At 38.4% G+C, this 18614-nt stretch carries 20 protein-coding genes; 15 read left to right on the top strand and 5 right to left on the bottom strand.

Features of this window, described 5'->3' with window-relative positions; translation table 11 throughout:
• Positions 1–16 precede the first annotated feature (16 nt).
• A complete protein-coding gene (locus A9P82_RS01820) occupies positions 17–2260 on the top strand; it encodes a TonB-dependent receptor (protein WP_066203563.1) in 2244 nt (747 codons plus the stop codon).
• 95 nt (positions 2261–2355) lie between these two features.
• On the top strand, positions 2356–2991 hold the full coding sequence (locus A9P82_RS01815; protein ID WP_066203560.1) for a hypothetical protein: 636 nt from the start codon (positions 2356–2358) through the stop codon (positions 2989–2991).
• Between the two features lie 18 nt (positions 2992–3009).
• Here A9P82_RS01815 and A9P82_RS01810 read toward each other — a convergent pair whose 3' ends face one another.
• Complete coding sequence (locus A9P82_RS01810) at positions 3010–4284, bottom strand: MFS transporter (protein WP_197492211.1); 1275 nt, start codon at positions 4282–4284, stop codon at positions 3010–3012.
• A 72-nt stretch (positions 4285–4356) separates the two neighbouring features.
• Between A9P82_RS01810 and era the strand changes: the two genes are divergently transcribed.
• Entirely contained in the window at positions 4357–5229 is an 873-nt protein-coding gene (gene era / locus A9P82_RS01805; RefSeq protein WP_066203555.1) for a GTPase Era, read from the top strand.
• Between the two features lie 173 nt (positions 5230–5402).
• Here era and A9P82_RS01800 read toward each other — a convergent pair whose 3' ends face one another.
• The gene (locus A9P82_RS01800; protein WP_066203553.1) at positions 5403–6500 is read right to left on the bottom strand and encodes a S1 family peptidase; all 1098 of its coding nucleotides are present in this window, start codon (positions 6498–6500) and stop codon (positions 5403–5405) included.
• A 9-nt stretch (positions 6501–6509) separates the two neighbouring features.
• Positions 6510–7073 carry an RNA polymerase sigma factor gene (locus A9P82_RS01795; RefSeq protein ID WP_082915167.1) on the bottom strand — a complete coding sequence of 188 codons (564 nt, stop codon included), beginning with the start codon at positions 7071–7073 and terminating at the stop codon, positions 6510–6512.
• Positions 7074–7223: 150 nt separating this feature from the next.
• Here A9P82_RS01795 and A9P82_RS15560 point away from each other — a divergent pair, with 150 nt between their 5' ends.
• From A9P82_RS15560 to fabF, 10 genes are all read left to right on the top strand, one after another.
• A complete protein-coding gene (locus A9P82_RS15560; RefSeq protein ID WP_066203549.1) occupies positions 7224–7436 on the top strand; it encodes a hypothetical protein in 213 nt (70 codons plus the stop codon).
• A gap of 281 nt (positions 7437–7717) precedes the next feature.
• Positions 7718–8311, top strand: a complete 594-nt coding sequence (locus A9P82_RS01785) for a TetR/AcrR family transcriptional regulator (protein ID WP_066203547.1) — start codon at positions 7718–7720, stop codon at positions 8309–8311.
• Between the two features lie 163 nt (positions 8312–8474).
• Positions 8475–10016, top strand: a complete 1542-nt coding sequence (locus A9P82_RS01780) for a DHA2 family efflux MFS transporter permease subunit (RefSeq protein WP_066203544.1) — start codon at positions 8475–8477, stop codon at positions 10014–10016.
• Positions 10017–10053: 37 nt separating this feature from the next.
• Complete coding sequence (locus A9P82_RS01775) at positions 10054–10722, top strand: hypothetical protein (protein WP_066203542.1); 669 nt, start codon at positions 10054–10056, stop codon at positions 10720–10722.
• Positions 10723–10792: 70 nt separating this feature from the next.
• A complete protein-coding gene (locus A9P82_RS01770; protein WP_066209467.1) occupies positions 10793–11533 on the top strand; it encodes an SDR family oxidoreductase in 741 nt (246 codons plus the stop codon).
• Positions 11534–11657: 124 nt separating this feature from the next.
• Positions 11658–12203, top strand: coding sequence for a carboxymuconolactone decarboxylase family protein (locus tag A9P82_RS01765; protein ID WP_066203539.1), 546 nt, complete (start codon positions 11658–11660; stop codon positions 12201–12203).
• 90 nt (positions 12204–12293) lie between these two features.
• Positions 12294–12707, top strand: a complete 414-nt coding sequence (locus tag A9P82_RS01760; RefSeq protein WP_066203536.1) for a nuclear transport factor 2 family protein — start codon at positions 12294–12296, stop codon at positions 12705–12707.
• A 24-nt stretch (positions 12708–12731) separates the two neighbouring features.
• Positions 12732–13595, top strand: a complete 864-nt coding sequence (locus tag A9P82_RS01755) for an alpha/beta fold hydrolase (RefSeq protein ID WP_066203533.1) — start codon at positions 12732–12734, stop codon at positions 13593–13595.
• 73 nt (positions 13596–13668) lie between these two features.
• Positions 13669–14550: a helix-turn-helix domain-containing protein gene (locus A9P82_RS01750; RefSeq protein ID WP_066203530.1), complete on the top strand. Its 882-nt coding sequence runs from the start codon at positions 13669–13671 to the stop codon at positions 14548–14550.
• Between the two features lie 78 nt (positions 14551–14628).
• The gene (gene fabF / locus A9P82_RS01745; RefSeq protein ID WP_066203527.1) at positions 14629–15870 is read left to right on the top strand and encodes a beta-ketoacyl-ACP synthase II; all 1242 of its coding nucleotides are present in this window, start codon (positions 14629–14631) and stop codon (positions 15868–15870) included.
• 119 nt (positions 15871–15989) lie between these two features.
• On the opposite strand, the gene A9P82_RS01740 is transcribed toward fabF, so the two are convergent.
• On the bottom strand, positions 15990–16712 hold the full coding sequence (locus tag A9P82_RS01740) for an FKBP-type peptidyl-prolyl cis-trans isomerase (RefSeq protein ID WP_082915166.1): 723 nt from the start codon (positions 16710–16712) through the stop codon (positions 15990–15992).
• A gap of 86 nt (positions 16713–16798) precedes the next feature.
• Here A9P82_RS01740 and pyrR point away from each other — a divergent pair, with 86 nt between their 5' ends.
• Positions 16799–17341 carry a bifunctional pyr operon transcriptional regulator/uracil phosphoribosyltransferase PyrR gene (pyrR, locus tag A9P82_RS01735; RefSeq protein WP_066203524.1) on the top strand — a complete coding sequence of 181 codons (543 nt, stop codon included), beginning with the start codon at positions 16799–16801 and terminating at the stop codon, positions 17339–17341.
• Here pyrR and A9P82_RS01730 read toward each other — a convergent pair.
• Positions 17327–18016, bottom strand: a complete 690-nt coding sequence (locus A9P82_RS01730; RefSeq protein WP_082915165.1) for a DnaJ domain-containing protein — start codon at positions 18014–18016, stop codon at positions 17327–17329. The two genes, pyrR and A9P82_RS01730, sit on opposite strands and share 15 nt — an antisense overlap.
• A gap of 321 nt (positions 18017–18337) precedes the next feature.
• On the opposite strand from A9P82_RS01730, the gene A9P82_RS01725 reads away from it, so the two are divergent.
• Positions 18338–18610, top strand: coding sequence for a helix-turn-helix domain-containing protein (locus A9P82_RS01725; RefSeq protein ID WP_082915164.1), 273 nt, complete (start codon positions 18338–18340; stop codon positions 18608–18610).
• The last annotated feature ends 4 nt before the right edge of the window (positions 18611–18614 follow it).

The following is an 18614-nucleotide window of genomic DNA, read 5'->3' as shown; positions in this document are numbered from 1 at the left end:
ATTGCTTTTTCTTTCTATGAAAAAAATATCGCTCATTATTATTTTTATTGTTTCATCAACAATGTCATTTTCCCAAACCATCATCAAAGGTTGGGTAAAAGACAGTAAAATGAAACCGATTCGCAACGCAGGCATCGCCATTAAAAATGGTTACGACGGCACAATCACTGACAGTGCAGGAAATTTTTCTTTCACTACAACTGACAAAGGAATTGACACAATACAAATCACTTTTACGGGTTATGAGCCTTTTGAAAAAGTTGTCAATATCGGCAATGAAACTATAAACATAAATGCTGTACTAAAAGAATCGTTCAATGAACTGAATGCTGTTACCGTGAGCGCAGGTTCATTTTCCGCAGGCGACAATAAAAAAGGTGTTGTAATGACCTCACTCGATATTTTAACCACAGCAACCAACGGCGATATTTCCACCGCAATGCGCACACTGCCGGGTGTTCAGCAAGTAGGAGAGCAGGAAGGATTGTTTGTGCATGGTGGCACGGCGGGCGAAACAGCGCAGTATATGGACGGTGCGGTTATCTCAAATCCGTACTTTAGAGGAGCACCGCAAATAATGCAGCGCGGGCGTTTCGACCCGAATTTATTTAGCGGAACAATGTTTGCAACCGGCGGTTATTCGGCTTTGTACGGCGACGCGCTTTCTTCCGTATTATTAATGAACAGTAATGATTTTCCTGAAAAAACGCAGTACGAAATCGACGCTTCGCCTTTGGTTTATCTGGTGGCACAAACACAACAATTATCGAAAGATAAAACTTCAGCTTGGGGTGTGAATTATAATTTTGTGAATGTGAAACCTTATCTCGATGTGGTTCATTCGGAGTATGAAATTTACGATGTGCCGCGTTATCAAACCGGACATTTTTATTATCATAAAAAAACGAAGCATGGCGGAATGTTTAAGTTTTACACGGCTTTCGGTTACAACGCTTCGGGAATGCGCAAGCCTGATGTGGACAGCCTTTATTTGAAAGACCAATACAATGTGAAAAATACCAATTGGTATAATAATTTCAATTATACACAAAACTTGGGTAACAGCTGGAAAATGATTTGGGCAAACAGCTTTACGATTAATGCCGATAAAATTAATGTTTCGATTGTTGATAAAAACAATATGCCGAAAGCGTTTGATTCGAGCGTGTATTGGATGAATATAAAAAAAGTGGCATTGCACCAACCGACGGATAATTTGCAATCGCGTTTGGTGTTTGAAAAGAAGTTTAGCCATTTAGACGCGGTGCGTTTCGGCGGTGAATATGATTATACAAATTCGCGTTTGACGTACAACAATTATCCGCTTAATTTTAAAGATAATTACGGTGCGTTGTTTGCAGAAACGGATGTGTACTTCACACACGATTTTATGATGAAACTTGGCGCGCGCGGCGAACTTTCATCTTTGATGAATCAGTCGAAAGTGGCGCCACGAGCGAGTTTGGCGTATCGTGTTGGCGACAATGGACAAGTATCTGCCGCATACGGAATTTTTTACCAAAAGCCGGACGGGGTCTATTTAATGTATAATCCCGACTTGAAATTTACACAAGCGACGCATTATATTTTGAACTATCAAAGAAGTACAATTAATCAATTATTTCGTGTAGAAGCATACTATAAAAAGTATGACGATTTGATAAAAACAATTGCGTTGCCCGATGCTAATTTTACTTATAACAATAATGGTAACGGTTATGCGAAAGGCGTCGATTTATTTTGGAAAGACCAAAAAACGATTAAGGGTTTTGAGTATTGGATTAGCTATTCTTACATTGATTCTAAAAGAAATTTTTTGAATTATTATCAATCTATACAACCCGATTTTATTACGCCGCACACATTGTCCGTTGTGGCAAAATCTTTTGTACTGCCGATTAAAACGGAATTTAATTTGACCTATACTTTTTCAACAGGCAGACCGTATTATTATTTTGCGCCGCAACAAAACGGAACATACAACCTGGAGCATCAAGGCAAGACGCAAACCCTGAACGATGTAGGTTTCAGCGTAGATTATTTGCCGACATTCGGAAAGAAGAATGCGAAAACGAATATCATTATCGTAGGTACGGTAAAAAATTTGTTCGACTTTAAGCAAATTTATTCTTACAATTATTCTTACGACGGTTCGTACAGACAAGCCGTGTTGCCTGCGACGCGGCAACAATTTTTCTTGGGAATATTTTTCACGTTCGGTGTGGACAGGTCGCAGCAAATTATTAATGATAATCTTTAAAAATATTCAATACACAATGATTAATAATCAATATTCAACAGCAAAGTAAAATCCAATTAATAATCAATTTAATCATTCAAAATCCCCGTTAAAAAATGAAAAAGTTAATTTTCTCAACACTACTGTTTATCAGTATTTCAGCCGTTCAGGCACAGTCGCCGAAATATATTGGCGCAATGAAAAGCAATTTGGAGTTATTAAAAAATGCAAAAACGTTTAATGATTATTTAAGTGTTTCCGCAGCTTTTGAAAGAATCGGTAATGCCGAAAAAACTTTGTGGCAGCCTTATTATTTTGCAGCATTGTCGCAACTAAGAGGTGAAAGTGAAGACAAAACTGTTGATAAAGATGCAACCGGACAAAAGATTGATTCTTTATTGGCAAAAGCCGAAGCTATCCAAAAAAATGCTGAGCTGAGTGTTCTGCATTATTATAATGAAGTAATGGAAATGACCGTTGACCCGCAAACGCGCTGGCAAACGAGCGGTGTTGCGATGGAAAAATACTACGAGCAAGCGATTGCTCAAGACTCGACAAATCCGCGTATTTACTTTATGAAAGGCGAAACTGTTTATCATACGCCCGAAAGTTTCGGCGGTGGAAAAGCCGCCGCAAAACCTTTGTTTCAGAAATCTGTGGACTTATTTAACAATGAAAAACCGTCAATGGATTTTTCGCCGAGATGGGGCAGGGAAGAGGCAGAAGGCTTATTGGAAGAATGTAGTAAATAAAATGACGAGTGTAAAATTTCAGGCGGCTAAAACTTTAGCCGCTTTTTTATTGAGCGATGCACAAAGTAAAAGCCCGATAAATACAATCCCTGTACAGAATGTGAACATAGATGCAATGCCAAAACCTTCTATAACACCGCCAATTAAAGGTCCTGTAATGCCGAGCGAAATATCGATAAACAATCCGTAAGCGGCTAAAGCCGCTCCACTACGTTCAGCAGAAAATAATTTTACAGCTTCCACGCCAAGCGCCGGAAATACCAACGAAAATCCAAAGCCGGTAACCGACGCTCCTAACAATGCAAAATAAGGATGATGAATGATTGCCAATAAAAACAAACCCACTGTTTCGCAAATAAGACAGGCAAGGGCAACTTTGATACCGCCGTGTTGATTAATGGCATTGGAGAAAAACAACCTTCCTACAATAAATAAAATACTGAAAACAGAAAGACAAAGCGCCGCATTTGCCCAATGAAAATGGTCATAATACAATGTAATGAAATTAGAAATTGTTCCAAACCCAAGTCCTGCAAGCATTAAACAAATGCCATAAGGCGCAACTTTCCGCAGCACAGAAAAAAACGGAACGTGCGAAGCATTATTATCTTGTTTTGCCGAAACAATTTTTTCTTTTTTAGTAGCAAGAAAAAATCCGAAAACAGCTATTAACAGAATCAGTATTGAGACAGCGTTTAAACCGAATTGTTCATTTAGTAAAACGCCAAGCGGCGCTCCCACAGCTAACGCGCCATACGATGCAATGCCATTGTATGAAATTACTGTTGCAGTATGTTTCTGTCCTACAATCATCATTGCCCAGGCAATAGGAGAGGCGCCTATAAAACCTTCGCCGCAACCGGTAATCAACCTTACGACTACTAAGGTAATGAGGCTTAACGACGGATTTGCTCTTAACAAATAAACCGCATATAGCAAAATACCATTCAGCATAAAACATATCATACTGATATACACGGAAAGTTTTGGTCCGTATTTGTCAATCATATTGCCCGAAATACCACGTGTAACAAAAGTCGTAGCATATTGCAGACTAATCACAACGCCGGCAACAAGCGCACTGTAACCTAAGTTTTTTGTAATAAATATCGGAAGAATTGCCAAAGGCAAACCAATGCAGACATACCCTAAAAAGGTAAATAATACATAGTTGATTATCTTTAGTTGAATACTTTTATAATCAGACTTTGAAACAGTTGCGCCAAGCATAAAATTAGATGAATTGCATTGCAAAGTTAGATAGCTTTCACAATACAAAACTCTAAAGAACATTCGTTATGGGCGCTTTAAATTTAAAATAACATTGTGTTTATCTTTTTATCTTTACACACTTTAGAATAATTTATGAAATCAGGATTTGTCAATATTTTCGGAAAACCCAATGCGGGAAAAAGTACGTTGCTCAATGCTTTGTTGGGAGAGAAACTGGCAATTGTGTCCAACAAAGTGCAGACGACAAGGCATCGCATCAAAGGTTTTCTGACGAAAGAAAATGAATACCAAATTATCTTTTCCGATACGCCCGGAATCATAGAACCGAAATACAAACTGCACGAAAAAATGATGAGCGCCGTCAAGAGCGCGTTGGAAGATGCGGATGTAGGTTTGCTGATGGTTGATATAAACGATGACTGGAGAGAAAATGACGAATTGTTTAGTTCGTTAAAGCTAAAAGTCCCTTGCATAATAGTCTTGAATAAAATTGATGGCGTAACAAAAGAACGCATTGATGAAGCCGAAAAATATTTTCAATCGAAAAATTATTGTAAAAAAACAATTGCCATCTCGGCATTGTCGCAGAAAGATTTTAGTGGATTAATCAACGTAATTATTGAACTCTTACCCGAAGGTTTTCCTTTTTACAGCGAAGATGAATTGACGGATTTGCCGGTAAAATTTTTCGTAGGCGAAATGATTCGTGAAAAAATTTATCAATTTTTCGGCGATGAAATTCCTTATCACACAGCGATTCTTGTAAATGAATTTAAAGAAAAAAATACGTTGGTAAAAATTCAGGCGGATATTATTGTGCAGCGCGAAACACAAAAAATCATACTCATTGGCGAAAGTGGAAAGATGATTAAAAAAATAGGAACATCGGCTCGCGCAGATATTGAGCAGTTTTTAGAGCAAAAAATATTTCTTGAACTATTCGTAAAAGTTCGCCCGAAATGGAGAGACAACGATACGCATCTTAAAGAATATGGATATAATTAAAAAGAAACCGAGCAATTATGGATGTTTAAAAATAGCTGCCTCTAATTTAACGAAATAACAGTGCAAATATTCATGAAATTACTGCAAAATTCGTGAAAATGTTCTTGCCATTAAGGTGGATGCGGGCGCTATAGAGGTGCAACCTGACAGGAATACGCTGACCGATGAAAATATCAATTATACGCTTTTACATTGTACACATAGTTCTCCAATTTCTTGATGAGCTCTGTACGGTTCGCTCTCGCGTTATTATTTTTTCTCAATGGTGTTACTTTAACATCGTAAGCGCTGTCCGATGTTTTGCGCCAGTCGCTGAGCATACGGTATATCTCTTTAGATTTGATTACAAAAGTTACTCCCTGGGTATTTGCTTCACGAGCGCCTAAGACGCCTATCACATCGCCACTTTCGTTGAAAACAGGACCGCCGGAATTGCCGGGGTTTGCCAATAAAGAAACGGAAATAGTTGAAGTGTCGCCTTCATACCCTTTCAGCGAGCTTATATAACCTCTGTTGTACGCAATATCGTTACTCGGATAACCGAATGTAAATACATTTTTCCCCATATCTTCTTCGGTTGTTTTAATGCCGTAAGGAAGATATTTTACAGGATTGTAATCTTTATCTGTAATTTTTAAAACAGCCAAATCTCTTGCCTCATCCACATACATAATAGAGGTACTGAATTCATGTCCTTCGTGATTTACAACAACCGCACCGGAGCCTTTTAATACGTGCGCATTGGTAATCAAAAATCCATTGCCGTCAATCAGAAAAGCAGACCCGCCGCTTTTAATAACGGCATCAGCCGGCATTTTGGTTACTTCTTTTATTTTGCTCGATAAATAAGCTTGATTTTTCTGAAGTTGCTCTGTAGTATTGCTCAGCAATTCTATTTTATTGTTATTAGGAGAAAATAAAGAAATCAAGCCGCTGATAACGAGGGCTGTTACACCTGCAATACAAGCGGCAATGGCTGTTGTTTTTCTATACCGTTGCCACAATGAAATTGTTTTGCCGTCTGTTTCATTCTCTGCACCGCAGATAGCGCCGTTTACCGACAAATCATTATGAACAGCATTCAGTTCCTGTCTGAAATTTTTTCTTTCTGCGTAGGAAGATAATGTTTGCATAAATATTTTATGCTCAGCAAGCATTTTATCAATTTCCGGATTGCTTGCACGCATCTGCTCGAAGTATTGTTTTTCTTCGGGCAGCATTTCGCCGTTGACATATCGTTCGAGGGATTCGATTAAATAAAAGTCACTCATATCTGTATCCTATTTTTTGTATTGAGCGAAGAATAGTTTTTTCAGTCGCATCAAACATTTATATTTCTGAGTCTTGGCATTGTCTGTATTGGTGTAGCCAAACATTTCTGCCAGTTCGCTCATTCCTTTTTTCTGTATATAAAATGCTTCAAGCAGGCTTTTGCAAGGTTCGCCCAGTTTGTTTAAAGCATTTTCCATGATAGAAAAATCCGCATCTTTTTGCCGTGCATCATCCGCGTCTTCGGTTGTAAAAATATGCTCTTCCAAATCTACATCTGACGAAATATAATATCGTCCCTGCAACTGTAGTTTTTTCAACCATAACTTGCGGGAAACAGCGTACAAATACGTTTTTATCCGGCTCGACAATTGAAAATTTCCTGTTTGTACTTTCTCGTACAATATTACTAACGCTTCCTGAAAAATATCTTTTGCATCGTCGTAGGAGCCGTTATTATTGATAATGAGAGACAAAATTGTATTGAAATTATTTTCATAAATAACCTCAATCGCCTGCCTGTCGCCCTTTGCCAAACCGTCTAAAAGTTGTTGTTCTGTAGCTCCTGATTTCACAAATCCACTTTTAATTCTTCAAAATGCGTAAAAGTAACCCAAAAAATATCTTAAAAAACTTTTTTCAAAAAAAAGGAATTTTCCGGGTTACCTTTTTCAATTTTTCGGATTAACTATTGAAATTTTTATAAAAATTAAAATTAAACGAAAATGAAAAAGTTATTATTTGTTGCTGTTTTAGGCTTAGGTTTCGCATTGACTTCTTGCGGTGGTGCATCTACAACTTCTGCTGCAGATTCTACTGCAGCTGCTGTTGATTCTACAGTTTCTGCAACTGCTGATTCTGCAAAAGCTGCAATTGATACAACTGCATCTAAAGTTGATTCTACCGTTAAAGCTGCTGCTGATTCTTTGAAAAAATAAGCTAAGCACACTTAAACAGTAAAAAGGAACATGATTTCAATGTCATGTTCCTTTTTTATTTCCCGCTACGCTACTCCGAAAGTTTTCTAATTCAAATATTGTTTTTAGATGGCCTAAGCTGACACCTGTTTCTCTTTTGAAAAGGCGCAAGTAGAACAACGGAATACTTAATATGCTTTGAGAAAATCAATAATTTTTCTTATACAGATGTTATTTCGAAAAAATAAAATATACCGATTGGTATATTTTATTATCTTTGCATCGGATTTAAAAAATGAGCTATGACAAAGGCAGAACAAACACGACAGTTTATTATAGAAACAACGGCGCCTATTTTTAATAAAAAAGGGTACGAAAATACTTCTTTGAGCGATGTGCAGGAAGTTACCAAACTCACGAAAGGTGCGATATACGGCAATTTTTCGGATAAGAACGAATTGGCTGTTGCGGCTTTTCAACACAATTGCATTGTTGCTGCGCGAAGAATAAAAGCTGCGATGGAATCAGCAACTTCTGCGAAAGAAGCCTTAAAATCCCTTGCTGTTATGTATGCGCAAAATTGGAATAGTGTGTTAGAACGAGGTGGTTGTCCCATGTTAAACGCTTCTGTCGAAGCTGACGATCATTTGGTGTTTTTGCGTGCAGAAGTTCGCAAGACTATCAAGCAATTCGTAAAAAATCTTAGAATTCTGATAGAACAAGGTCAGGCAAACAATGAATTTGATAAAAAGGCTTCTGCATCGGATATTGCTGATAGTATTTTTATGATTTGGGAAGGCGGCGTTCTGTATTCCAAAATAATGAATGATGCGAAATATCTAAGCATTGCAGCAGAACGCATGAATGCTATTATTGACAATGAACTGAGTAAATAAAAATTTTTTAATCAAAAATATACCGATTGGTATATTTTATTCCCTCGACAAATAATGCCTGTTTTTATACAATATATTTTTGTAAACTAATTATTCGATATTTTTTCTTCAAAAATATACCAATCGGTATATTTTATAAAAACAAGTATCTCATCTAAATAAAATGAAAAGAAAACTACTCATTATTACGGTAATTGCGGCGGCAATCATGGAATTGATTGACACTTCCATTGTGAATGTTGCGCTTAATTATATGAGCGGAAATCTTGGCTCAACGCTGGAGGATACTTCGTGGGTAGTTACGGCTTATGGCATTGCGAATGTAATCATCATTCCAATGACGAGCTTTTTGGTAAATAACCTTGGGCGGAGAAATTATTATATCGGTTCGATTATTCTGTTTACATTTTGCTCTTTCATGTGTGGCAATGCCGGCAACATTTGGGAATTGGTTGCATTTCGTTTCTTGCAAGGCGTTGGCGGTGGCGCACTCTTGTCTGTTTCTGCAATGGTTGTGTACGAAGCGTTTCCGAAGGAAAAGCAGAATGTCGCAAGCGCATTGTTCGGCATAGGTGTTTTTATCGGACCAACAATTGGACCGACATTAGGCGGCTACATTACGGACAATTTTTCGTGGAGGTGGATTTTTTATATCAATATTCCTATTGGTTTGCTCACAGCAATTTCCTGTTACAAATTATTGCCCGAATCGCCTACAAGACAAAAGGTTAAGAAGATTGACTGGGCGGGAATTATTTTATTAATCATTGGTATAGGTTCTTTGCAAACCGTGCTGGAGCGCGGCGAAACGGACGATTGGTTCGCTGCAACATACATTACCGTACTCACTGTTGCCGCTGTAATGTCTTTGATTTTATTTGTTTACAGAGAACTCACAACGGAGCATCCTGTCGTAAAATTATCCATACTGAAATATCCGTCGTTGAGCATTTCTGCTGCGCTCACATTTGTTACAGGCATGGGAATGTTTACGTCCATTTATCTCACGCCGATTGTAGCGCAACGCTTTCTTGGTTTCAGTCCTACGCAATCGGGATTATTATTATTGCCCGGTGCGATTACGGCGGTGTTTGCATTGATTATTACAGGCAGATTACTACAGCGCGGAGTGCCGCCTGCATTGATTGTGTTGCTTGGTTTTATATGCTTTATTTATTTCAACTGGTCAATGTCGCAGGCGAATCTGGCTATATCATTTGGAGCAATTTCTATGAGTTTAATTTTTCGTGCTATCGGCATGGCGTTGCTGACTGTTCCGCTTGCAACCCTTGCTGTGTCTGCATTACAGGCGAAAGATATGCCGCAGGGAACGGCTATCAACAACATGATGCGGCAACTTGGGGGCTCGTTCGGCATTTCCATTATCAACACTTATGCCGCACACAGAGTGCAACAGCACCGTGTGGATTTAATATCCAATATTCGTAATGATAATATATTGATGACCGACAGATTACACGCTTATACTTCTATGTTTATGAGTAAAGGTTCGCCTATGCTTGAAGCCAAACAAAGAGCGGTTGGACTTATGGAAAAAGTGGTGGAAAAGCAATCGTCTTTCATTGGTTATTTAGACAGTTATCAATTGATAGGGTTGATTTTTATTTTGGCAATACCGTTGCTATTATTCTTTGTCGGCAAAAAGAAGAACAAGAAAATCTTGATTGTATCGGCTGACCATTAAACAAGTTTTTATTTTTTAATTCACTAATCAAACAAAAATGAATATCACAGTAAATACACAAAACGTTAATCAAAGCAACAATGATTTGAATATTTTGGAAAAACAATCAAATGCAGTTCTGCAATTTAATCTTGAAAAAAGAGTTGCTATTGGTGTTGCGATTTGGGGAATAGCAAGTTTTTTTCTGGGTTATTATCGGTTTTTTACACACATACCACGACTTTTTTTCGGAGTAACTGTAATCATCATTTTGACAAGTTTGATTATAATTTATCAATATAATCAAACTTTCAAAAATTTCAGTAATTCTATACCATTAAAGGCTATTGCACTGTTTCACACATGGCGAATTTTTGCAGGCTGGATTTTTCTTTCATACAGCGGAATGTTGTCGCAAACGTTTATCAACTGCGCCGCTTACGGCGATATTATTTCAGGCTTTTTGGCATTGGCAATTTTTATATTCGGACACACAAAATTGAACTATTATATTTTCGATGTTATAGGATTATTAGACTTCATAATTGCAGTTGGAGCGGGAATTACATTAACGATAACCGGCGACAACCAAATGCTTCCTATCGTTCAATTGCCACTCATAATGATTCCGCTTTTTGGAGTTCCGTTGTCAGGGTTTACTCATTTCATTTCTTTAAATCGTCTATCGAAAATGAAAAACAAAAAACTGATTGAGTTGGTTGAATAACACGAAGGAAACAATTCATAAATTACCAAACGCATTAACAATAAATTTTCACAATAAAAATCAAACAAAAATGAACATTAAAAACAAAACAATCCTCATCACCGGAGGAGGCTCAGGAATTGGTTTTGAAACAGCCAAATTATTAAGCGCGGATAATAATATAATTATCGCGGGAAGAAACAAACAAAAGCTGGACGCGGCAGCTTCTAAACTAAAGAATACTGTTGCCATCCAAGCCGATATTACAGACGAAAACGATGTGAATCGTCTTGTTGATGAAATAAAGAATAAATACGGCGATTTAAGTGTGCTTATCAATAACGCAGGTATTGGAAATTCACATAAGGTTTCCGAATCTCCTGATGTTTATTCAATAGCATTAGCTGAATTTATGACCAATTATTTTGCTCCGCTTCGATTAGTTGAAAAACTTTTGCCCGTATTGAGAAAACAACCTGAAGCAGCAATAGTAAATGTTACTTCTGTGGTCGCATTAACTCCATGGTTGATTATTCCTACTTATTCCGACAGCAAAGCGGCGCTCCGTTTTTATACGCAGATTTTACGCCACGAGCTAAAAAACACAAACATTAAAGTGTTTGAATTATTGCCGCCTTTGGTTGATACGGAACTTACTACCGAACTCGGCGGAAAGCAAAATGGAATATCGCCGGTTGAAGTCGCCGAAGGGTTATTGCAAGGTCTGGAAACCGACAACTACGAAATTCCTGTTGGACAAGGAATAGCGTTGTATAACGGATTTTTTTCTTCATCAAAAGCCGCATTTGCTGCATTAAATCAATTAGGATAAAAAATCTTTAGGTCAGCGGGAAAATTATCCATCAACAAGCGTTGTCAGTCCATTTTCGGGCGTGCATTACTGCCGCAACTTTGCATTGTCAATAACGACATAAACAAATTAAATTTTAAAGACAATGACAAACACAAAATTTGCAGTTCCGCAAAGAGAAGATGTATCGGCAAACAATCAGGCAATTTTTGACAACCTCAAAAAAGGACTTGGCTTTGTTCCAAACGCCTTCGCAACCATCGCATACAGCGATAAAGCATTGGAAACATATCTTAACTTTTCCAACGCAAAAAGTTCCTTGAGCAAGAAAGAAAAAGAAGTAGTTAACCTTTCGGTAAGCGAAGTAAATGGTTGTGATTATTGTTTGGCAGCACACACAGCAATCGGTAAACTCAACGGTTTCAGCGAAGAGCAAACTTTCGAAATCAGAAAAGGCGAAGTTTCATTTGACAGCAAATTAGATGCTTTGGCAAAGTTTGCAAAAGAAGCAGCAATTACCAAGGGGCGCGTGAGTGAAACAACTCTTGATAACTTTCTGAATGCAGGCTATACAAAGGCGAGCGTGATTGATGTAGTTCTGGCGATTGCAGACATTACGGTTACCAATTATGTGAACAACATCGCAGGCACACCGATTGATTTTCCTTTGGCAAAAGCGTTGACAAATTAAAAATTAAATGCCACGAATGCAGGAATAAATCTGAACGAAGAATTAAAGATATTTGTGCATTCGTGGCCTGATGTTTTAAAAACTTAATTAATGAATCAGCGAAAGCTATTATTGCCGCCGTTTACTTTAGAAACCGCTTTACAAAAAGTTCAGTTGGCGGAAGATGCATGGAACACACGCAATCCCGAAGTGGTTTGTTTGGCTTATACCGAAAACTCTGAATGGCGCAACCGAACTGAATTTATAAACGGACGAGAAGCCATAAAAGATTTTCTGAAACGCAAGTGGGAAAAGGAATTGGACTATAAACTGAGAAAAGAATTATGGGGTTTTCGCGAAAACAGAATTGCAGTTATGTTTGAGTACGAGTGGCATAACAATGCAGGACAATGGTTCAGAAGCTACGGAAACGAGCTTTGGGAATTTGACAAAAACGGTTTGATGCACAAGCGTTTTGCAAGTATTAATGATTTGGAAATTGCAGCATCGGAACGAAAATTATAATTATCAAATAAAATTGAGTAAAAAATGAGTAATTCAATTTCTTATAAAACAAAAAACATTAGCGGTATCAATATCTTTTATCGCGAAGCAGGTTCTTGGGACAAACCAACTATTTTTCTACTGCATGGCTTTCCTGCGTCAAGTCATCAATACAGAAAAGTTTTGAGAACTTTAAATGATGAGTTTCATTTAATTGCTCCCGACTATCCAGGTTTTGGGGTAAGCGATTTTACGTCAGAAGAAATTTTTGAATATTCTTTCGATAATTTAGGCAAAATAATGGATGCCTTTGTGCAAAGTTTTAATTTGGAGAGTTACTGCCTGATGATACAGGATTACGGTGCGCCAATTGGGTTTAGGATTGCAACAGCTCATCCCGAAAAAGTAACGGCAATTATCAGCCAGAACGGAAACGCTTATAAGGAAGGATTAGGCAAAGCCTGGGAGGGAATAAAAAAGCTTTGGGATTCATCTAATGGCGTGGCTGAAAGGAATGCATTGCTTGATGCGTTTAGTTTAGAGGGATTAAAATGGCAATACACGCACGGTACACGAAACCCCGAAACGATAAATCCAGATAACTGGGAACTGGATTATTACAGGCTTTCGCGCCCCAATGCACACAAAATCAATCTTGATTTATTTTATGATTATAGGAATAATGTAAAACTTTATCCTGAATGGCATGAATATTTGCATAAGTATCAGCCATCGGTGTTGATTGTGTGGGGAAAGAACGATGCTTTTTTTCCTGTAGAGGGGGCAGAGGCGTATAAGAAAGACGTAAAAAATATTGAGTATCATTATTATGAAACAGGACATTTTGCGTTAGAAGAAGATGGCGAAGATATTATTGAAAAAATGCGCCTATTTTTAAGAAAGGTATAGTATAACTGACAATCTTTTTATATTTAAGACCTTGAAAAGAAAACATTCAGGGTCTTGAAACCATTTTGAAAAAATGTTTGAACACAACAATTACACATTAATCAATCCGCAAAACGGCAACCTTGCCTTCAAGATTTTTGATTTTGAAAGTAATGAACATTTTGACCATATTCAGCGCAACAATTATTTTTCATTAATCTTTGTAAAGCAAGGTGCGGGCGAAGTAAGAGCCGATTTTACGACATATGAATTGCAGGCAAATTCAGTGTTTGCCTTTTCGCCTTATCAGCCTTTTATGTTTGCAACGGAACAAGGTCTTAAAGGTTTTGCCATTCAATTTCATCCGGATTTTTTCTGTATTCACAAGCATCAAAACGAAGTTGCCTGCAACGGCGTTTTGTTTAACAATATTTACAATCCGCCTTATCTAAAGCTTGATGCAACACAGGAATTGCTGTTAGCTACGATTGTTGCACAGCTTAAAGATGAAGTTCGAAATGATGCGTTGGCACAATATGAATTGTTGGTTTCGCAATTAAAAATCCTGTTAATTCATTTGTCAAGAATCAAAGTAGAACAGCAGCCTGATGCGGCAACGAACGTTGCGGATAATGAACAACCTTTTATATTGCAAAACCTGAAAGATGCAATTGAAAACAATTTCAAGACAAAACATTCAGCAGGCGATTATGCAGATATGCTGCACATTTCAGCGAAAGCATTGGCAAGAATTACCAAAGCGCATTTCAATAAAACATTAACGGAATTGATTTCGGAACGCATCGTAATTGAAGCAAAACGAGAATTATATCTTACTTCAAAAACCGTAAAAGAAATTGCATACGAATTGGGTTATAACGATGAATATTATTTCAGCCGTTTCTTCAAAACCAATGCTGATGTTTCGCCGCAACTATATCGCGAAACAGTCGGTTTTGCTGTTGCGGAAAGATGATATAAATTCTTCTGTAAGAAAATTCATATATGATTGCAGAAATGTATTTTTGCACCTTTTGAAAATCGAATCAATAAAATGACAAGAGTTGTAATCACAGGTTTGGGCGCGGTTACGCCAATCGGAAACGACGTAAACACCTTCTGGGAAAATGCGCTGAAAGGCACAAGCGGCGCAGGTTTGATAACGCGTTTCGATGCGGGATTGTTCCGCACAAAACTTGCCTGCGAAGTAAAAGGCTTTACGCCCGAAAAGTATTTGGACAGAAACGAAATCAAGCGCTCCGACTTGTTTTCGCAATATGCTTTGTATGCAGCAGCCGAAGCGATGAATGATTCAGGCTTAGACGTTTCCAAAGAAGATCCTTTTGATATCGGTGTAATCTGGGGTGTGGGGCAGGGCGGCATGGAAACGTTTGAGCAGGAAGTTACAAACTATGTTGAAGGAAATTACAATCCGCGTTTCAATCCGTTTTTTGTTCCCAAGCTGATTGTCAATCTTGCGCCCGGAATGATTTCGATGAAGTATGGTTTGCAAGGCATCAACTATGCTCCGGTTTCTGCGTGCGCTACGTCTAACACTGCGATTATGGATGCGTTTAACTATATCCGTTTGGGCAAAGCGAAAGTGTTTATTACCGGCGGTTCCGAAGCGCCGGTAACGCCTGCGTCTGTCGGTGGATTTTCTGCGATGAAAGCCATGTCCACGCGCAATGACGACCCGCAACACGCAAGCCGTCCGTTTGATAAAGACCGCGATGGTTTTGTCATGGGCGAGGGCGCCGGCGCGTTGATTCTGGAAGAATATGAACACGCGAAAAAACGCGGCGCAAAAATTTATGCAGAGCTTGTAGGCGCAGCTATGACGGCAGATGCATATCATCTCACATCGCCGCATCCCGAAGGAATTGGCGCGGCAAAAGCGATGGAACTTTCGCTGAAAGAAGCGCAGTTGAATCCTGACGAACTGGATTATCTCAACCCTCATGCAACGTCCACACCGATTGGCGACATTAGTGAATTGAACGCGGTACAAAAAGCATTTGGCGGACATACGCAACATTTGCATATCAGCGGAACGAAATCCATGACGGGACATTTGTTGGGCGCGGCGGGAGCAATTGAAGCGATTATTGCTATCAAGTCAATCAATCATAATATTATTCCGCCGACAATTAATGTAGAACACCTTGACGAAAAAATACCGGGTAACATTAATATCGTGATTAATCAGCCTTTTGAAAAAGAAATCAATACAGCCATGAGCAATGCTTTCGGTTTCGGCGGGCACAATGCAAGTGTGGTGTTTAAGAAGATATAAGCTTATTTGGAATGATTCGTAATTTGTATAAAATGAATTACTCCAAATATTTTTTATATAGTTCATGTTGAGACAAGATGCTTCGTAAGAAAGTATCTTGTCTCAATTTTTTTTGAAGATTATTTATTGATGCCCAACAGTTCTATATCAAACTGCAATGTGGCTCCCGGTGGAATCATTTCGCCGGCGCCACGGTCGCCATATGCCAAATCGGAAGGAATCCACACACGCCATTTACTGCCTACAGGCATCAGCTTCAGTACCTCTGTCCATCCTTTGATAACGCGTGTTACATCCATATCAAGCGGTTCTCCGCGCTTATAAGAATTGTCAAATTCTGTTCCGTCCAGCAATGTTCCTACGTAATTAACTTTCACATTGCTTGTATCTGCCGGTATTGTACCGGTTCCTTTTTGCAACACTTCATATTCAATGCCGTCGGGCAAAGTAACAACGCCCGGATTGGTTTTATTTTTTGCTAAAAAAACTTCGCCCTCATGCTTTGCTTTTGACGCTTTTTCCTCTGCCGCGCGCTGTGCAGAACTCATCAGAATATCGCCCACCTGCTCATCGGTAAATAATGCAGAATCCTTGCCCATTGCGGTTTTAATACCCCTGGACAATAATGTCGTGTTAAGATTTTTGATCCCCTGTTGCTGGTAAAACTTGCCAATGCTCAAACCTAAAGCGTAGCTTACAGTATCGTCAAAATTCGCAAGACGAACCGGTTGTTGCATAGTTGTCTTGGAATGGACCGTCGAATGCGTAACAGTTTTATGTACTTGCGCCTTTGCTGCAGCTGCAAACAGAGTTGCCGTAACAATAATAAAAGGTTTCTTCATTTTAAATTAATTTGTAAAACGCGAATGTAATTGATTCGCTTCAAGTATTTTTGTTTACAAATTACTAATCTTTTGTTGAAGTGATAATGAGTAGCAATGCAAAATCTATATTAACCCCGCAGCAGGTGGATTTAACAATAAAACGATTGGCGCACCAGATAATTGAAAATCATTTGGGGCTTGAAAGTGCCGTCATCATTGGGCTGCAGCCGCGCGGTGTTTTTCTGAGCAATAGAATTGTGGATGAGCTGGAGCAAATTGTTCCGACCGAAAAAATTGCTTACGGCAAGCTTGATATTACATTTTACCGCGATGATATCCGCAACAACCTGCATGTGGCAAATGAAACGGATATCCCTTTCAGCATCGAAAAAAAATCTGTGATACTGATTGATGATGTCTTGTGGACAGGTCGTACCATTCGGGCTGCGCTTGATGCTTTGCTTGATTTCGGTCGCCCTTCAAACGTAGAACTTTGCGTGTTGATTGACAGAAGGTTTTCCCGACAACTTCCTATTCAGGCAAATTATATTGGTCGTGCTATCGACACTTACCAATCGCAAAAAGTAAAAGTGTATTGGAAAGAAAACAGTGGGCACGATGAAGTAGTTTTGTTATCTGATGACTAAATATACAACTAAGCAAACCACAACGGTAGCCGCCAGTACAAACAATAATTTATATTTCTCCCAAAAGAAAACGCTTTGTTGTTTCTTCAAAAAAGCATTGATTTTTTCTTCCCGGTTTTGAGGAATATCTTTAAACCAGTCGGTAATAATTTTTTGTTGTTCCGCCGGCAGAAATGCAAGTATGGTAAGCGTTTCATCGATGATAGAGTTGTTCAGTGCAATATTATTTTCCTTTTTCAAAATCGCTAAATGATATGCGGAGAAAAGTTGTTTCAATTGGAGCAGCAGCGAAGGTTTGTCCATACGATAAGGGTCGGTATGTTCAAGACTTTTACGTATTTCTACTATTTTTTCACAGATAAATTGAGGTGTTATATTCAAATGTGCATCTTCCTTTTTCGCAATAAAATTTCCAAAATTCTCCCGATGATAGGCTGCACGTTTTTTTTCGTCCGAAAGTATGGAATATGCTTCGTTGATTTCTGTGAAAGCTGCATTGGTCGAGGTATTGCCCACATTTTTATCCGGATGAAAACGAAGCGCTAACTTTCTGTATGCACCTTTAATTTCGGCAGAAGAAGCCGTAGGAGAAACGCCCAGAATTTGATAATAATTTTTTGCCTGCACTCTGCAAATGTACCCCCTGAATATAAAAATTTCCGCATTTCGGTACATAAGTTTGTATATATTACTGAATGTAACTTGACATTGAAATACCTTTCGTCCCTGTCTGGTATATATCTCCTTTATAAAGAATGGTAAATGCTCTTGGAAATGTGCTATTATAGCTGAAAGAAGTGTCGTTTATATTTGCCCGTTTACAAGAATATTGAATGTATCACTACCTTTGACTACGCTTGCAAAATTGGGTGAGGCATTTACTATTTTCAAATAGGCGTGGGTACTATCCATTGCTGTAAAAAATTAGCTGTAGCCAAAGTTCCGAAAGGTATGACCAAGCAAATCAGTTTGGAAATGTATCTCGTGTGAAAACGCATCGACGAAATTGCGCAGGAACGCAATCTCGTGAGAGGCACGGTTGAAGGGCATTTGATGGAATTTGTCCCAACCGGGGAAGTGGATATTTCTGTTTTTGTTACGGAAAATGAATTGAAAGAATTAGAAAAATTTATGAAGAAAAAGCCTGAATTATCTTCATCTCAAATATTTTCGTCATTCAATGAAAAATATAGTCATACACAAATAATAGCCGTAAGGTTGTGGTTACAGAGCAGGAGTGAAGAAGAAAAAATAGCCGCTTTGGAGTAAAGCG

It is taken from the genome of Arachidicoccus sp. BS20, assembly GCF_001659705.1.
Taxonomy (GTDB): domain Bacteria; phylum Bacteroidota; class Bacteroidia; order Chitinophagales; family Chitinophagaceae; genus Arachidicoccus.
This window is presented reverse-complemented; position numbering and strand designations above follow the sequence as displayed.

What these genes read in the sequence shown, in the direction of transcription:
- A9P82_RS01785 (WP_066203547.1), top strand. Translation starts at nt 7,718, where the DNA reads ATGACAAAGGCAGAACAAACACGACAGTTTATTATAGAAACAACGGCG.
- A9P82_RS01750 (WP_066203530.1), top strand. Translation starts at nt 13,669, where the DNA reads ATGTTTGAACACAACAATTACACATTAATCAATCCGCAAAACGGCAAC.
- A9P82_RS01760 (WP_066203536.1), top strand. Translation starts at nt 12,294, where the DNA reads ATGAATCAGCGAAAGCTATTATTGCCGCCGTTTACTTTAGAAACCGCT.
- A9P82_RS01780 (WP_066203544.1), top strand. Translation starts at nt 8,475, where the DNA reads ATGAAAAGAAAACTACTCATTATTACGGTAATTGCGGCGGCAATCATG.
- A9P82_RS01730 (WP_082915165.1), bottom strand. Translation starts at nt 18,016, where the DNA reads ATGTACCGAAATGCGGAAATTTTTATATTCAGGGGGTACATTTGCAGA.
- A9P82_RS01815 (WP_066203560.1), top strand. Translation starts at nt 2,356, where the DNA reads ATGAAAAAGTTAATTTTCTCAACACTACTGTTTATCAGTATTTCAGCC.
- A9P82_RS01740 (WP_082915166.1), bottom strand. Translation starts at nt 16,712, where the DNA reads ATGAAGAAACCTTTTATTATTGTTACGGCAACTCTGTTTGCAGCTGCA.
- era (WP_066203555.1), top strand. Translation starts at nt 4,357, where the DNA reads ATGAAATCAGGATTTGTCAATATTTTCGGAAAACCCAATGCGGGAAAA.
- A9P82_RS01770 (WP_066209467.1), top strand. Translation starts at nt 10,793, where the DNA reads ATGAACATTAAAAACAAAACAATCCTCATCACCGGAGGAGGCTCAGGA.
- A9P82_RS01755 (WP_066203533.1), top strand. Translation starts at nt 12,732, where the DNA reads ATGAGTAATTCAATTTCTTATAAAACAAAAAACATTAGCGGTATCAAT.
- fabF (WP_066203527.1), top strand. Translation starts at nt 14,629, where the DNA reads ATGACAAGAGTTGTAATCACAGGTTTGGGCGCGGTTACGCCAATCGGA.
- A9P82_RS01775 (WP_066203542.1), top strand. Translation starts at nt 10,054, where the DNA reads ATGAATATCACAGTAAATACACAAAACGTTAATCAAAGCAACAATGAT.
- A9P82_RS01810 (WP_197492211.1), bottom strand. Translation starts at nt 4,284, where the DNA reads ATGTTCTTTAGAGTTTTGTATTGTGAAAGCTATCTAACTTTGCAATGC.
- pyrR (WP_066203524.1), top strand. Translation starts at nt 16,799, where the DNA reads ATGAGTAGCAATGCAAAATCTATATTAACCCCGCAGCAGGTGGATTTA.
- A9P82_RS15560 (WP_066203549.1), top strand. Translation starts at nt 7,224, where the DNA reads ATGAAAAAGTTATTATTTGTTGCTGTTTTAGGCTTAGGTTTCGCATTG.
- A9P82_RS01765 (WP_066203539.1), top strand. Translation starts at nt 11,658, where the DNA reads ATGACAAACACAAAATTTGCAGTTCCGCAAAGAGAAGATGTATCGGCA.
- A9P82_RS01800 (WP_066203553.1), bottom strand. Translation starts at nt 6,500, where the DNA reads ATGAGTGACTTTTATTTAATCGAATCCCTCGAACGATATGTCAACGGC.
- A9P82_RS01820 (WP_066203563.1), top strand. Translation starts at nt 17, where the DNA reads ATGAAAAAAATATCGCTCATTATTATTTTTATTGTTTCATCAACAATG.